At 50.5% G+C, this 16,178-nt stretch carries 12 protein-coding genes; 2 read left to right on the top strand and 10 right to left on the bottom strand.

What is annotated here, in order from left to right:
• Positions 1-50: 50 nt before the first annotated feature.
• The 8 genes from BLR50_RS08685 to BLR50_RS08650 all read right to left on the bottom strand — a co-directional run bounded on the left by BLR50_RS08685 (position 51) and on the right by BLR50_RS08650 (position 9,468).
• Positions 51-758: a LiaF transmembrane domain-containing protein gene (locus tag BLR50_RS08685; protein WP_092640729.1), complete on the bottom strand. Its 708-nt coding sequence runs from the start codon at positions 756-758 to the stop codon at positions 51-53.
• Positions 759-787: 29 nt separating this feature from the next.
• The gene (locus tag BLR50_RS08680) at positions 788-1,240 is read right to left on the bottom strand and encodes a GNAT family N-acetyltransferase (RefSeq protein WP_242871724.1); all 453 of its coding nucleotides are present in this window, start codon (positions 1,238-1,240) and stop codon (positions 788-790) included.
• A gap of 214 nt (positions 1,241-1,454) precedes the next feature.
• Positions 1,455-3,467, bottom strand: a complete 2,013-nt coding sequence (gene ftsH, locus BLR50_RS08675) for an ATP-dependent zinc metalloprotease FtsH (protein WP_092640726.1) — start codon at positions 3,465-3,467, stop codon at positions 1,455-1,457.
• Between the two features lie 101 nt (positions 3,468-3,568).
• Complete coding sequence (gene hpt, locus BLR50_RS08670; protein ID WP_092640723.1) at positions 3,569-4,108, bottom strand: hypoxanthine phosphoribosyltransferase; 540 nt, start codon at positions 4,106-4,108, stop codon at positions 3,569-3,571.
• 63 nt (positions 4,109-4,171) lie between these two features.
• A complete protein-coding gene (tilS, locus tag BLR50_RS08665) occupies positions 4,172-5,530 on the bottom strand; it encodes a tRNA lysidine(34) synthetase TilS (protein WP_092640720.1) in 1,359 nt (452 codons plus the stop codon).
• The gene (gene dnaB / locus BLR50_RS08660) at positions 5,520-6,878 is read right to left on the bottom strand and encodes a replicative DNA helicase (protein ID WP_092640716.1); all 1,359 of its coding nucleotides are present in this window, start codon (positions 6,876-6,878) and stop codon (positions 5,520-5,522) included. Before dnaB ends, tilS begins: the two co-directional genes overlap by 11 nt.
• 72 nt (positions 6,879-6,950) lie before the next feature.
• Positions 6,951-7,400, bottom strand: coding sequence for a 50S ribosomal protein L9 (rplI, locus tag BLR50_RS08655; protein ID WP_092640712.1), 450 nt, complete (start codon positions 7,398-7,400; stop codon positions 6,951-6,953).
• Between the two features lie 82 nt (positions 7,401-7,482).
• Positions 7,483-9,468 (bottom strand): DHH family phosphoesterase, encoded by a 1,986-nt coding sequence (locus BLR50_RS08650; RefSeq protein ID WP_092640708.1) that lies wholly within the window; start codon positions 9,466-9,468, stop codon positions 7,483-7,485.
• A gap of 211 nt (positions 9,469-9,679) precedes the next feature.
• Here BLR50_RS08650 and BLR50_RS08645 point away from each other — a divergent pair, with 211 nt between their 5' ends.
• Positions 9,680-10,438, top strand: a complete 759-nt coding sequence (locus BLR50_RS08645) for a DUF2087 domain-containing protein (RefSeq protein ID WP_341465416.1) — start codon at positions 9,680-9,682, stop codon at positions 10,436-10,438.
• Between the two features lie 80 nt (positions 10,439-10,518).
• Here BLR50_RS08645 and BLR50_RS08640 read toward each other — a convergent pair whose 3' ends face one another.
• Positions 10,519-12,630 (bottom strand): ribonuclease J, encoded by a 2,112-nt coding sequence (locus tag BLR50_RS08640; protein ID WP_092640704.1) that lies wholly within the window; start codon positions 12,628-12,630, stop codon positions 10,519-10,521.
• A gap of 585 nt (positions 12,631-13,215) precedes the next feature.
• Positions 13,216-15,513 (bottom strand): sugar phosphate nucleotidyltransferase, encoded by a 2,298-nt coding sequence (locus tag BLR50_RS08630; protein ID WP_092640698.1) that lies wholly within the window; start codon positions 15,511-15,513, stop codon positions 13,216-13,218.
• Between the two features lie 223 nt (positions 15,514-15,736).
• Here BLR50_RS08630 and BLR50_RS08625 point away from each other — a divergent pair, with 223 nt between their 5' ends.
• Positions 15,737-16,174 (top strand): LytTR family DNA-binding domain-containing protein, encoded by a 438-nt coding sequence (locus BLR50_RS08625; protein WP_092640695.1) that lies wholly within the window; start codon positions 15,737-15,739, stop codon positions 16,172-16,174.
• Positions 16,175-16,178 lie beyond the last annotated feature (4 nt).

Raw genomic sequence — 16,178 nt, 5'->3', positions numbered from 1 at the left:
CTTTCGGGTGGAATAGAATATATACACAGTCACAAATGAATGCCGGTTAGTTAGAGAACCTCTGTACCGCCGAACGCGCTGCTTACCTTGATGGTAACCTGCGGCAGGGTAGGGTCGGTGAGGGTAGCGGCACGGTTATCGCAACCGCCGAAGACGGAGGAGTTTTCCACCTTCACGCGGCAGTTTCTGGGGGCATAGATCTTTACCCCGCCGAACGCGGCGCTGCTCTCGATGACGATATCATTATACACTCGAATCTCGGTGAGGTCGATCTCCGCCGAGCCGAACACTGCGGAAATCTTGCCGGAAAGCAGGTTCTGGCAGGCGTTCTTCACCTTAATGCTGCCGAATACCACATCGTAGTCAAAGGTCTGGGATAAATCCGGCTGTCCGAAATAGGTTGGCGGCGGGTTGTTAAACCCGGGAACGGGGTTTACCTGCGAAAAGCGGCTGCCGAAGGCAATGCGTATGCCAAGGGCGATAACCAGCAGGGCAATAATGATGGGGAAAACCATCTCGCCCTTAATAATATGCTGCTCCTTAAGCAGCAGTAAAATACCTACGCCAAGTACCAGTGTATTCCAAAAACGGATACCGTAATTGATCATTAAAAACAATGCGGGAACAATAATAAACAAGGTCCACCAGCCGGGGAAGCCGATAAACGACCACCAACCCACCGCCTGGCCCAACAGCCCGATGCCAAGAAGGATTACCAGTATTCCGAAGAGCATGACCGACAGTTTTTTTCTCGCCATGAACAAATCACCCTTTTTATGTATTAATTTCAGCGGTTTTCCTTCCGCATGTATACCATTGATACACCATCCTGCACCCTTGATAAAACGGGGAGGTAACCCAGCTTACTATAAAACGAGACAGTAACGCCGTTACCCTCACCGGTAAAAAGCTCGTAGCCGCCGCAGTCAGGGAATTGCTGTTCTATCTGCCTCATTAGTTCTTTGCCAAGCCCTTTATTCTGATATTCCGGCAACACAACCAGCTTGCCAATCTGGCAGTTATTCGCTCCATCAAGGTGGGCACGCACCGAACCGACTATCCTTCCGCTAAGCTCATATTTCAAGAATACTCGCTTTGAAAATTCAACTTTTATATCTTCGATGGTTTGAGTGAGAGGCGGGATATTCAAATTCTGCATCTCCTCCGCCACTTTTAGAAAAGCCAGCTTCTGTACCGTTAATATAGCGTCTAAATCCCCCGCTGTCGCTCTGGTTACCAATTTATATCTGTCCTTTCGGATTAAACCGCTTTTTAACTGTTGTGCCCCTAATGTGCAGCCAAACTGTTATGTATTCACGGTTATTATTATAAACTATTCCGCCACAACTTGTAAACGAAAATTCCAAAACAAGCGCAAAGTAAGGGCATCCGCCGCTTTATCCTTACATACAAAACCTGCCGGAGTTCTTCCGGCAGGTTTAAATGAAACACTATTAATCTTCGTCGCTATCAGCGGGTGGTTGTGGCTTTTGCTCCTCGGCAGGCTTAGCGGGCTCTGCCTGTGCAGGCTTTTTAACGCCCTTTTTCACCTCGTCTGCCTTCTTCATCAGCTCATCGGCCAAATGCTTTTCGTCGGCATGACTGGTATTGAACTTGGCAATCTCGGCGTCAACATCCAGCTCGCCCTTCATGAAGCGTTCAAAGTCAGCTCCGTCGATCTTCTCGCAGGCCAACAGATATTTTGCAAGCTCGTGCACCTTATCCATATGCTCGGAGAGGATCATCTTCGCCTTCTCATAGGCCATATCGATGATATCGCGCATCTCGGCGTCAATCTCGGCGGCTACGGTTTCAGAGAAGTCGCGCGCCTGATTAAAGTCGCGCCCAAGGAAAATCTCCTCCTGCGGCTGGCCGTATACTACGGGGCCGAGGTGCTCGGAAAAGCCGTAACGGGTAATCATTGCCTTGGCTATCTTGGTGGCGCGCTCAAGGTCGTTGGAGGCACCGGTGGAGATATCATCAAGCACCAGCTTTTCGGCTACACGGCCACCCAGCAGCACAATTATTTCTTCCACCATGTCGTTTTTGAGCACATAGCTCTTATCCTCGGTGGGCAGGTTCATGGTAAAGCCGCCTGCCATACCGCGCGGGATAATGGATACCTGATGCACAGGGTCCTGCGTGGGGCAGTAGTAGCTGATAATGGCATGGCCGGCCTCATGGTAGGCGGTAATGCGCTTGCTCTTTTCACTGATAACCCGGGAGCGCTTTTCAGGGCCAACCACAACTTTGATGGTAGCCTCCTCGATCTCGAGCATGGTAATTGCCCGCTTACCTCTGCGCGCGGCTAGCAGAGCCGCCTCGTTACAGAGGTTTTCAAGGTCGGCACCCGTAAACCCGGCGGTGGTTTTAGCGATAACCGAGAGATTTACATCGGGTGCCAACGGCTTATTGCGTGTGTGTACCTTAAGAATCTCTTCTCTTCCCTTTACATCGGGGGTATTCACCACAATACGGCGGTCAAAACGTCCCGGACGCAGCAGAGCCGGGTCAAGGATATCATAGCGGTTGGTGGCAGCAATAACGATAACGCCGGAGTTGGCACCGAAGCCGTCCATCTCCACCAGCAGTTGGTTTAAGGTTTGCTCGCGTTCATCGTGTCCTCCGCCGAGGCCAGCGCCGCGATGACGGCCTACGGCATCGATTTCATCGATGAAAACAATACTGGGCGATTCTTTCTTTGCCTGCTCAAACAAATCTCTTACACGCGAGGCACCTACGCCTACAAACATCTCAACAAAGTCTGAGCCGGAGATTGAGAAGAACGGTACCCCCGCCTCGCCTGCAACGGCACGGGCTATCAGGGTTTTACCGGTTCCGGGAGGGCCCATCAGCAGCACGCCTTTAGGAATGCGCGCGCCGATGTCGTTATACTTCTGCGGGCTCTTTAAGAACTCTACAATCTCTTTGAGCTCTTCCTTCTCTTCGTCGGCACCCGCCACATCTTCAAAGGTGGTTTTCTTACTGTCGGACGAATGCTTTACCTTTGCTTTGGCAAAGGTGTTCATCTTGCCTCCGCCAGCTGCTCCGCGCATCATATACACCCAGAACGCAATCATTACACCAATCAGGATGATAGATGGCAGGATGGATACCCAGCCGGGAATCTCGGCAATCCTCTTGTAATCGTTTTTAATGGGAGCATTAGGATGCGCCTTGTTATAATCCCGTACATACTCCATCGTATCCTCTAAGAAGAGGGTTACGTTTGGCACCTGATAGAGAATCGGATCTTTTTTATCCTGAACCTTCATCTCCAACGCGCCGCTGCCAAGGTCGAGCTTATACTCCTGCACCTTGTTGTCGTAAAAATACTGGACAATCTCGTAATACTTGGTCTCCGCCTTGGGGGCCTGAAGCGTAAACAAAACATAGATAACGGAAAGCAGCAGAATCAGTATCAGCGCATATCCGGCAATCTGTTTTATCTTCTTGTTATTTCCCAAATTCACCACTCCTAGCTGTAACGCTTGTAAATTTATTGTACGTCCGGTTATGGTAACTATGGCAGTTTGGCCATAATTCACGAACCGTTAGAAATGTTTGCTTAACCATTGTACACTTCGGGCTTTAAAACCCCTACATAGGGAAGGTTACGGTATTTTTCGTCGTAGTCAAGGCCGTAACCCACTACGAACTCATCGGGTACCCTGAAACCGAAGTAATCGGCATGTACCTGAGCCTTACGGCGTTCGGGCTTATCTAAAAGCGTGCATATCCGAATGCTTTTGGGGTTACGGGACTGCAAAAGCTCGGATATGTAGGAAAGGGTGAGGCCACTATCCAAAATATCCTCCACAATCAGTAAGTCGTACCCCGCAAGCGGGAGGTCAAGATCCTTTATAATCTTTACGATACCGCTGGTTTTGGTGCCGGCACCATAGCTGGATACCGACATAAAATCGATACGAGCATGGATATTGATGGCGCGCATCAGGTCGGCCATAAACACCACCGAGCCCTTCAGAATGCTTATCATCAGCAGGTTTTTATCCCTGTAATCCTCGCTGATACGTTTGCCGAGCTCCTCCACCTTGGCTTTGAGCTCCTGTTCTGAAATAAGAACTTTTAGAATATCCTGCTCCATGTTCAATCTGCCTTTCCGTGTATTCTGACAATTGGTAGGTTCATTTTTATTGTTTAAGTGTTCTTAACGAATAATATCAATTACTGCCACCCGTTTCGTGGCTTCAGTAATCTCCGCACGAGGACTGCACCCGAAGCCCTCTACCCAAAGTACTCCCGTTTCATCAGCAAGAACGGGTAAAAGGCCGCGCTGCTCGGGCGGAATCTTTTGCTCATTAAACAGCTTTTTTAAGGTTTTTGTACACCTGCGAGCTGTAAGCGTGAGCTTGTCACCCTCTTTTCGGGGACGAAAAACGGCCGTTCTTATTATTTTATCATAATCAAGCCCATTTTTTAATAGGTTTGGATGAATTTTTTTTGAACAAATAGTGTTTTGGTATTCTTTTATTGGCAAAACAGTTACCATAACCGATAAGCCAGTGCCTAAAAGGGATTCTCCCTCGCAAAACGGAACACAATAATCGATAGCTTCAGACGTATTGTGCACGTTTACTGAAAGAAAGCCATCCTTCACCTCGGCATAGGTGTTGGTTGTGAGCGTAACACAGCCACCATTCTGTTTTATGATACCGGCGATTCGATGCACATGCCCGCTTTGGGGCAAAACATGATACCGTTTTAGTATTGTCAAAACCGCACGGTTTAGTATAGCAGGATTAAGCGTTAACAGTAAATCGATTTTATACCGGCCGTTTTGCTCACATGCGTTTAATGCTTTTATTGTTTCACTGTTTATAAATTCCTCATCCCCGCTTAAAGCGCAAAGCTCTCGGGCAATTGTCTGCTCTAAGCTCGGGTTAATCTCTTTGAGCACCGGAATAATATCCATACGGATACGGTTGCGGGCATAATCACGCTGCAGGTTTGTGCTGTCGGTTTCATATTTAATATTGTTATTTAAACAGTACTGTTCCACCTCTTCGCGGGTGACCGCAATCAGTGGGCGGATAATTCGCCCCCGAACCGGCGGTATGCCGCATAGCCCTTTGAGCCCTGTGCCGCGTGCAAGGTTTAAAAGCATTGTTTCAATGCTGTCGGAAAGCGTATGCGCGGTGGCAATACGCGCGTTGAACTGATTTGCAAGGCGTTCAAAGGCCTCATAGCGAACCTGACGTCCACATTCCTCCAGCGAAAGACCGCGCTCCCTGGCTAGGGCGGGTACATCCATTGCTACCGTCTTACAGGGGATACCAATCCTTCTGCAGGTATCCTCCACCAAACGCTGGTCGCGCAATGCCTCCTTTCCGCGGATGCCGTGGTTGACATGGCACACCGAAAGGGTGATGCTGTACTGCTCGCGGATACTATATAAAAGGTGAAGCAGCGCCATAGAGTCGGCACCGCCTGAAACACAGACCAAAACCGGCCCGCCGTCTGAGAGCATACTGTATTGTTCTATGGACGCAAGCGCCTTAGCCTTCATCTCTGAAATTCTCCAGCGTGGTAAACTGTGTAAACTGGCCGTCCCAGTGCAGCTTGATAATATCGGTTTCGCCGTGGCGGTTTTTGGCAACAATGCACTCAGCGATGTTGCGGTCGGCGTCCGGTTTATCGGTATAATAAGCCTCGCGGTATAAAAAGAGTACGATATCGGCATCCTGCTCGATAGAGCCGGATTCACGCAGGTCGGAAAGTACGGGGCGGTGGTCGGTTCTGGAATCGGGACCGCGCGAAAGCTGCGAGCACACGATAACGGGTACATCCAGCTCCTTGGCCATAATCTTAAGCCCGCGCGTCATCTCGGAAACTTCCTGAACACGGTTCTCACTGCGGCGGCCGGTGGTCATAAGCTGAAGATAGTCGATTACCACCAAGCCGAGGTCTTTGATGCGGCGGAGCTTGGCCTTCATCTCGGGCACCGTGATACCAGAAGCATCATCTATTAATATAGGGTAAGACGCAAGCAGCTGGGAAGACTTCGCAAGCTCCTGCCACTGTGCGCTCGTCATATTGCCTGTGCGAAATTCGCCGCTCGGAATCCTTGCAAGCGACGACATCAGCCTTGTGGTAAGCTGCTCGCTGGACATTTCGAGTGAGAAGATAACCACCTTTTTATGGGAGGTAGCCGCCACATTCTGCGCGATATTGAGGCCGAAGCTGGTTTTACCCATACCGGGGCGCCCCGCAAGCAGAATCAGGTCGGACTTATTCAAGCCATAGATGATATTATCAAGCGCCGAGAAGCCGGAGCGCAGGCCGAGGTATTTCTGCCTGTCCTCACCTGCAATCTTCTGCAGACGGTCATAGGCCTGAATGATGGCATCTTCAATCTTGACCATGCCTTTGGAATCACGGCCCTGACGGATGTCGAAAATCTTTTGCTCCGCACTGTCGAGCAGCTCTTTTGCTCCATAACTGCCTTCAGCGGCGGTTTCGATAATCTCTTTGGAGGCCTCCATCAGCTGGCGGATATAGTACTTCTCCTGTACGATGGCGGCGTAGGCCTCGACATTCGAGGTGGTGGGTACAATCTGCGCAAGCTGCGCTAAGTATACCTTGGCATCCTCGGGGGTTTCAAAAACCTTTTCAATAACAATCTCTTCAAGCAGGGTGATAAAATCAATAGTTTTACCCGCCGCAAACATCTTTACAATGCTCGAGAAGATTTCCTGATGCTGCGGACGGTAGAAGGCTTCCGCCTTGATATACTCCAGCACTGTGGACAGACAGGAGGAATCAATAATGATAGCGCCGAGCACCGACTGTTCCGCCTCGATATTAAACGGCGCGTTCTGGCCGTAGGTGGTTTCGGTAAAGGCGAAGCTGTTCAACGTTTTCCCTCCTGTTTGATTATGAGTGAATAATTTGATGGTAGCGGTCAAACCGTATTATGAATTTAGATACTACTGGGCTTCTCCCACCATAACAAAAATCTTGGCGGCGATACCCGCGTAGAGCTTTACCTCTACAGTGTAGGTGCCGAAGGCCTTGATATCATTTTCAAGCGATACCTTGCGCTTATCGATTTCCAGCTTAAACTGCTTGTTCAGCTCTTCGGTGATTTCTTTGGCGGTTACCGAGCCAAACAACCGTCCCTCGGTGCCTCCCTTGGCAAACAGCTTGATGGTTTTGCCGTCGAGCTGTTTTTTTGCATCCTCGGCCTGCTGTTTTTCCACGGCAAGGTGGTGATCCTTTGCCTCCTGCTTAAGCTTTATCTCGTTAAGAACCTGAGCGCTGGCCTCAACTGCAAGACCGCGGGGCAATAAGTAATTGCGGGCATATCCATCGGAAACATTAAGAACCTCGCCCTTCTTGCCCGAGCCCTTTACATCCACTTTTAAAACTACCTTCATTTTACTTCAATCCTTTCAGATGTCCGCTTAGCCTAACCGGCCTGCAGCATCACAAACTAAGATGATAAAACATAAAGCTGCTTCAGCTTTGACTGTTGTTCTCTTCATAATAAGCATCAATATTCTTGAGCAGCAACTCTGCCGCGTTTTTCAGGGTGGAACCCACGATGTAGGTACCCGCCATGGTAAGGTGCCCGCCGCCGCCCATCTTCTCCATAATCACCTGCACGTTCAGCGAGCCTAGAGAGCGCGCTGAGATAGTGACATTTTCGGGGGTTTGGTACAGCACAAACGAGGCATCTACCCCGCTGATGGAAAGCAGCTCATCAGCGGCCTGCGGCGCAATAATGCGCATCTCCTCGGCAACCGAATCGCTAACCGCAACTGCGCAGCGCTTATAAACCTTTGCGCCCGAGACAATCTTGGATTTTAACTGGTAAGCCTCCATACTGCTGGAGAACAGACGCTTCACCTCTACGGTATCGGCGCCCAGCTTGCGCAGGTAAGCCGCTGCCTCAAAGGTGCGTACACCGGTTTTTAAGATGAAATTCTTAGTATCCAGCATAATGCCCGCAAGCAGCGCCTCCGCCTCGGGGCGGCCTAGCTTGGCATCGATGTTAAAGTACTGCACCAGCTCCGTCACCATCTCGGAGGCAGAGGAGGCGTAGGGCTCGTGATAGAAGATTACGGCGTTTTCGATATGCCCTACCATCTTGCGGTGGTGATCAATTACCGCAACCGTTTTGCAGGCCTTATAAATCTCTGTGGATTCCAGCATCGAGGGCAGATGGGTATCAACCACGATAAGCAGGGTTTTCTTGCCCACCAGCTGCAGTGCCTCGTCGGGTGAAACAAATGCGTCCTCATAGCCGTTAGCTATCAGACTGTTCATCAAACTCTGCACAAGGTTCTTCTCGCGGTCGATGGCGATGATGGCGGGCTTACCCATCAGGCGGATGCTCTTGCATAACCCAACCGAAGCGCCGAAGCTGTCTAAATCGGAAAACCGATGGCCCATAATAATGCAGTTGTCGCTGGTTTCAATCAGTTCGCCCAGCGCCGCCGCCATAATGCGGGTTTTTACCTTTGTGCGCTTTTCCACACCCTTGGAGATACCGCCAAAAAACTCGTAGCCGCCGGGGGTCTTTACCGCAGCCTGATCGCCGCCGCGCCCAAGTGCCATATCCAACGCCTGCTTGGCCATCTGCTCCAGCTCTCTAAGGCTTCCGCCGCCGCGCCCCACACCGATAGAAAGGGTGGCCGGCTGACGCCCGCCCACGGTAATCTGCCGTACGCGGTCAAGCACATCAAATCGGTGCTCAATTACCCCGCGAAGGTAGCGTTCCTCCATAATACAGGTAAAGCGGTCACGCCCGCTGCGGGTAAGAATAGCGCCCGTGGGGGCAAGGAAGTTTTCAATAATATGGTCAACCTCTCCGGTAAGCTGTACCTTTTCGCTTTCCTTTAAGGTTTGTGTCAGTTCGTCGTAGTTATCGACTGTAATCAGCAGCACAGCCTGGCGGGACTCGTAGTACTCCTGCGCCAGTGCTTTGAGCTCGGTATTCTCCACCCACTGCATGGCTACCAGCGTGCCGTTTTTATCCTCCACGCGCATACCATAGGCGGTAAAGCAGTGCCTACCGTAAGAGACGTTCACACCGCTGGGCGTACAGGCTAAGTTGATATCGACCGTTGGGAAAAGCTCATCAAAGCTTTTGCCGAATAGGTTTTGCCCGTCAAACACCACAGAGGCAAACAGCTCGTTATACCAGATAATCTCGCCCTTTTCGCGTATAACCACCAGCGGAATAGGTATACCGGCAGCCGATTCGTTATTCAGGACATTCAGGCGATTTAAGGTCTTGTCCACCACATGGCAGACATCGTTTTGAATGGTTCTGTATTGATAAATGGCAAGGGCGGTAACAACCAGCGTAAGCGCCAGCTCGGCATAAAACAGCATCACCTGCCCGATTGCAAGTGACATCAGGCTCATGCCAAAGGATAAAACCAGTGCCGCGATAATAATCGGCTTGTAAAGCCATATCCTCTTTTTGATGCTGCCCACTACCCTTCCTTACCTTCGTAACCTATTCCAAAATATAGCTTCTTTTTTAGTACCTTTTATTATACTAATTTTTTTATAATAAAGCTATACATTTTCGGTTAAAAATGAGTATAACTTAACAGGCTGCTATGCTTCAACCTTTAGTTGACATATTCTATAAACACATGTATAATTATATTTACAATTAAAATAAACAAATTAGGTGATTAGCGTGATTATAACAGATAAATACACCCTTGAGGAACTCAAAAATGGTTATAGCATAAACAACAATAATGCCTATCAATGTATTTGCTGCGGCGCCGTTTTTGAAGATGGGGAAGTCTTCAGGTTCGGCGAGCGCTTCTTTAACGCTGAGCGTGCCATAAAGCTCCACATGGCAGCCGAGCACCCCCAACGCCTAACGGAGCTGCTGGATTGCGGCAGCAGATATCTGCAACTTACCCAAAACCAAAAGGAACTGCTTGCATGCATCGGTGCGGGGCTTACAGACAACCAGATAGCCGAAAAACTGGGGGTAACGCCTTCCACCGTACGACATCAGCGTTTTATGTTCCGTGAAAGGGCTAAGAGTGCAAGGATGTACCTGGCCGCTTGGGAAATAGCGGTCTCCGGGGCTGAGAAAAGCAAAGCAAAACCCGAAGAAGAATTTTTACCCATACATGAGGAGGCTAAGATGATAGACGACCGATATAATATAACCGAAAAAGAGAACCAACAGATTTTAGATGGTGCTTTTGAAAGCCTTTCCCCGCTAAAACTCAAGCAGTTTTCGCCCAAGGAGAAAAAGAAGATTGTCATTCTGCGCAGGATTGCAGAGCAGTTTGAAAAGAACAGACATTACAGCGAAAAAGAGGTAAACCAAATTTTAGAGGCTATCTACGACGACTATGTTACGATTCGCCGTTACCTGATTGAGTATGGCTATATGGACCGCACGAAGGACTGTAAGGATTACTGGCTGAGATAAACCTAGTATGAACGAACCCCGCGTAAAGCGGGGTTCTGCGGTTTTTATTATCTTTATTACCTATCGATTATAGCACCGGCTTAAACCTCCATGATAATCGGCAGGATCATAGGGCTGCGCTTGGTGGTGCGATACACATAATCGCTCAGGGCATCCTTCACCTTGGTTTTAATCTGCCCCCACTCGCGGATATCCTTATCGCCACACTGGGCAAGAACATTCTTTACTACATTGCGTGCCTCGTCAATGAGCTCCTCGCTCTCGCGCACATACACAAAGCCGCGGGATACGATATCCGGCCCCGCTACCACCTTGCCGGTCTGCTTTTCCATTGAAAGCACCACCACAATCAGGCCGTCCTCTGCAAGATGCTTTCTGTCGCGCAGCACGATACTGCCTACGTCGCCGACACCAAGGCCATCTACCAGCACCCTTCCCGCGGGAACTGTACCGGTAATTTTCATTTCAACCGAATCCGTTTCAATCACCTTGCCGATATCGCCTATAATTACGTTCACTGGGTTTAACCCCATGCTGATAGCGATGCCCGCATGCTTTTTGAGATGCTTGTACTCGCCGTGCACTGGCATGAAGAACTTCGGTTTGGTAAGGCCGAGCATCAGGCGCAGTTCATCCTGACAGGCATGGCCGGAAACGTGGGCCTCATACATCTTTTCGTAGATTACCTCTGCACCCAGCTTCATCAGGTCATTTACTACGCGGCTCACCAGCTTCTCGTTGCCCGGAATAGGGGTGGCGGAGATGATAATAAAGTCGTTGGGGTTTATAGAAACATTGCGGTGATCACCGGACGCCATTCTTGAAAGCGCCGACATCGGCTCTCCCTGACTGCCGGTAGTGATGATTACCAGCTCTTCGTCCGGATAGCGGTTGATAATCTCCATATCAATAAGCACGCCTTCGGGCACCGAAAGGTAACCAAGCTCCACGGCCTTGGCGACCACGTTAATCATGCTGCGACCCGATACGGCTACCTTTCTGCCGCAGCGCACCGCCATATCAATAATCTGCTGAATTCGATGAATATTGGAGGCGAACGAAGCGATAATCACGCGACGGCTGCCTGCCTTGGCAAACAGCAGTTCAAATGATTCACCCACCTTCTTCTCGCTCATAGCACTGCCCGGGCGCTCGGCGTTGGTAGAATCGGAAAGCAGTGCGAGTACGCCCTTACTGCCCAGCTCGCCGAAGCGCGCAAGGTCAATAATTCCACCCTCGATAGGGGTATAGTCTACCTTAAAATCGCCGGTTTGAATAATCACGCCCGCGGGGGTATGGATGGCAAAGGCCACCGCGTCGGGGATAGAGTGGTTCACACGGATGAACTCTACCGCCATGCAGCCGAACTTTACGGTATCACGCGGCTTCACCACGTTCAGCGTGCGCTTGCCAAGAAGGTTGTGCTCTTTGAGCTTACCTTCCACCAGGCCCAAGGTAAGACGGGTGCCGTAAACCGGAACATTAAAACGCTTTAAAAAGTATGGCAGACCGCCGATATGGTCCTCATGCCCATGGGTAATAACCACACCGCGCAGCTTATCGAGATTTTTCTCTACATAGGTGAAATCGGGGATTACGATGTCTACGCCCAGCATCTCCTCATCAGGGAACGCCAGACCGCAGTCTACGATAAACATATCGTTGTTGCATTCATACACTGTCATGTTCTTGCCGATTTCGCCAAGACCACCAAGAGGAATAATCTTTACCGGCGTTTTGCGTACCTCTTTAACCTCGCGCTGGGTTCCCTGCGCGTCGGTTCGGTGGGTTCTGTGCCTTTTGCCGTCCTGCGGCTGTACGGCGGCATTCTGCACCGGCTTGTTCTGGTTATGTGTCTGCTTAGTCTGGTTTTGCGGGGGCTGTACGGTTCTTTCAGGCAGCTTTTCTAAGGCAGACGCGATGACATCCTTCTTGGGCTCATTATTGCTCTTTCTTCTGGGGCCTCTGCGTGAGCGGTTCTTCTGCTGCACCTGTGCGGGAGCCGTCTGAGAACCGTCGCCGCTTACAGGCGCATTGGCTGTACCCGCTTCGGCATTTATGTCGTTATTTCCCTGCGGCTTTTGGGCGCGGTTGTTATTCTTACGGGGGAATATGTTATTATTGTTTTCCTGACTCAATCTTCTAAAACCTCCAATGTGTAATAAAGTGATGGGTATAACCGGTATGTACATTCAGTGTTGCGGTATTTCTTCGTTTGATGTATTCACTTGCATAGAACCAAACCTGGCTGCAGGCCTTTGCCCTGAATACATACAGGGAATCGGCCAGCGTAGCAGGCAACTATCCGTTCTTGTTTATTTATCGGCAACAGGGCACACTTTTAGCGTATAATCTGCAAAAAGGCAAAAATCAATAAGCCTGATACTTATTCCGGTTTTGCTCTGGATAATGCAAAGCCAAAGGATAAGTACGGGAACAATTCCGCAGATGTACCTGTTGAAAAGCTTCGTCTTACCGTCAGCACCGGTAAAACAAAACCTGATAACAACCGCACGGAACCATAGTACCGCACGGGCAATAACCGACCAAGCAGCAGCTTCGGGGTTTAGCAACCGCAAGCATATCCTTTATACGGAAAGGACATACCCTGCGCCCAACGGCCGCGGACACGCAAAGTTACATAAACCGCCGATTGCTGCAATGGCCACACGAACAAATACGTTATCTTAGATTTTAACCGTTATTATACAGAGTGTCAAGGATATTCTTATAAACATGGCACATTCGACCAAACAAGCACCCAACAATCCTTGATTTTACAATTTATTTAACAGCTTTTCAAAACTGCCGCAGAGCTCCTTGGATATTTCGTAGTTCTGCGCTTCGGCGATAATTTTCACCCCGCCGCCGCGTTTGAGCGGGCGCACCAGCACCGTACCGTTATGGTAGGGCAGCAGCACCCCTTCGCCGATGGCCCCCTCCGTTACCCTGCCGCCGCTTACAAGCCGCATCACCTCACAGGGGTTTTTCTGCAGCAGGATGGTTTTAGAGGTATCGTAAAACTGCGGAATCTCGTCGTTTAGTTCCTTAAGGCTTCGTTTTGATGTGTGAAGGATTTCCATCAGCATTACGGCACGGGCAAGGGCATCGCGCACCCACGGCTGCATCTTGGCCAATGTGCGTGCCGTTTTGTCGCTGTTGTCTGCCGGGCAGGCAAGGTAACGCAGCGCCTGTTTACCGTATTCTTCCGCAAGCTGGTCGATAATCTGCGGGGCATCGAACCTTACAGCAATATTTCTGCCCTGCAAAAACTCCTGCTTTGCAAGTATCGCCAGTATACGTCCGTCATCCACCCGCACATCCTGAGCGGATGCGGTAAGGGTGCGGCCGTCGCCTGAAAGCTCCAGCCGTACTTCACCGGAGCGGACAATCATACAGCCAAGGCGATTGAGCACCCCGCAAAGCTGGCGCTTTACCCCGGCACCGTGGCTTTCTACCGAGGCGGACATTCCTTTAAGCCCTGGGCTGTACGACGAAAGGTGCAGGGCATATAACAGTCCTACATCAGTCATAGCTATGCGCTTGCCGTACTGGGCATAGGGCAGGCTTTTGCTTTCGGCACGCAGCATGCATAGTTCAATATCCCGCTCGGTATCGCGCGGGAGCGTAAGCCCATCACCCGAAAAGGTTTTTATACTGCCTGCTGTAATATAGATGCCCATCCGCACCCCGCAGTGGGTACAGCAGAATACTGCCTGCGGCTCAATGCAGGTGCCGAAATCCCACGCAGTGCAACCGGTTTGCCTGAGCCCTGCGGTAAGGGCATCCTTTAACGCCTCCGCCGCACCGCCCTCTGAGGCCACCCCAACGTTTACGCCTTTCATCACGGTGCCGATGGCCGCCCCCAGCCTTGCACAAAGTGCGGGGGTAAGCTCGCCCGGGGATTCAAGCAAAATGCCCTCGTCGTCAAACAGCTCCCGCTTGATGGCGCCTGCCCGCAGGTGTTCGGTTAACACCGTATCGCTCTTAACATACTTCATGGGCCACACCTTCACCCCCGGTTCCAGCGTGGCACGGCTGCCGATGACCGCCCTTGCGCCCACCGCGCAGCCTTCAAACAAGCGGGCACCATTTTCGGCCACCGCACCCTCGCAGAGCACACCGCCCTTGATGCGTACATCGTCGCCGATTACAGCATTCTGCCCGATGATGCTCGCAGAAATCACCGTGCGGTCGCCAAGGGTAACGCCGTCATCCAAAATGCTGCCTGAGCCGATACGACAGCCCTTCCCTGCCGTTACCCCCTCGCCGATATAGGCGGGCGGCAGCACATCAAACCGCCCTGCCTCGTAAAGGTTTTTGTAGAATACACCCTCCACCTCTCCGGCATGAAGAGTGCAGCGCACCTTGCCCTCGAGGATATCGCGTGCGCAGCGGCGCAGGCTGTCCAGGTCGCCAACATCGCACCAATACCCCTGTTCTTCATACGCGAGCACCTTGCCGCCGTTTTGAAGCATGTGTGGAAAAAGGTCTTTGGCAAAATCAAACGGTATGCCCTCGGGCACCTGCTTTAATGCTTTGGGTGAGAGGATATAGACACCGGTGTTGGCCAGATCGCACACCGCCTGCGCGTAACCGGGTTTTTCCACAAAACCCGCCACTGCACCTGTTTCGGGGTTGACATTTACAAGGCCGTATTCCCGCGGGTCTTCGACCTTTTTAACGATGATGGTTGCATCCGCACCGTTTTGCCGGTGAAACTCCACCGCCTTGCGCAGGTTGAAATCACACACCGCGTCGCCACTGATAACCAAAAAATCCTCCGTGATATCCCCTGCCGCATTCTTTACCCCGCCCGCGGTGCCCAGAGGGACGGTTTCCTCTGCAAAACGCAGAAAAACGCCCTTATAGCGATTGCCGCCAAAATGCTCGGTAATGCGCTGCGGCAGGTAGCGGATGGTTACCCGTGCTTCGTCAAAGCCATGTTCGTCCAGCAGATCGAGGATATATTCCATAATTGGCCTGCCGCAGAGGCGGGCCATCGGTTTCGGGATTGTACAGGTGAGCGGCTTTAAACGGCTTCCCTCGCCGCCCGCCATGATTACCGCCTTCATGCCACCAGTCCTTTCTAGGAGGTCTAAACTAATTTCTCACTTGGAAGATGTGTTATTTCTTATTGGAATTAGTATTAGTATGGCACCGTAAATTCGGTTTAAAGCAGGGGGAGGCCTTTTTGAACAAAAAAACACCGATCCTCCTAAATTTACTGAACCGATAGCAAACCACAGAAAACAGTGTTATAATTAATCAAAATATTGGATTTCTAACGGTGAGTGCATGAAGGTTTTAATCGAAAAGATTAATATGGAACAGGAAGAGGAGTTCATCATCCGATGCCATGAGGTGGATGATGATATCCTTCGGCTTGTAAACCAGGTATCCAATAAAAGCACTGTTTTGCTTGGATATGACGGGGACAAGATATTCCGTATAAAATATCGGGATGTTTATTATTTTGAGGCTGTGGATAACCGAACGTTCATCTACTGCAAGGACAAAGTCTATGAATCAAAGCAAAAGCTTTATGAGATTGAGACGCTGTGTGAGGGCAGACAATTCTTTCGTGCGTCAAAGTCCAGCATCATCAATATCACGAAGATTTCGTTTATTACGCCGTCACTGAGCGGACGGTTTGAGGCTAAGCTTGAAAACGGTGAAATCGTGGTTGTATCAAGACAGTACGTTCCCATATTAAAGAAGATGCTGGGTATATAGGAGG

The sequence above is a fragment of the Acetanaerobacterium elongatum genome (assembly GCF_900103835.1).
GTDB lineage: Bacteria > Bacillota > Clostridia > Oscillospirales > Ruminococcaceae > Acetanaerobacterium > Acetanaerobacterium elongatum.
The sequence above is the reverse complement of the archived record's forward strand: the minus strand, read 5'-3'. Positions and strand labels throughout refer to the sequence as shown.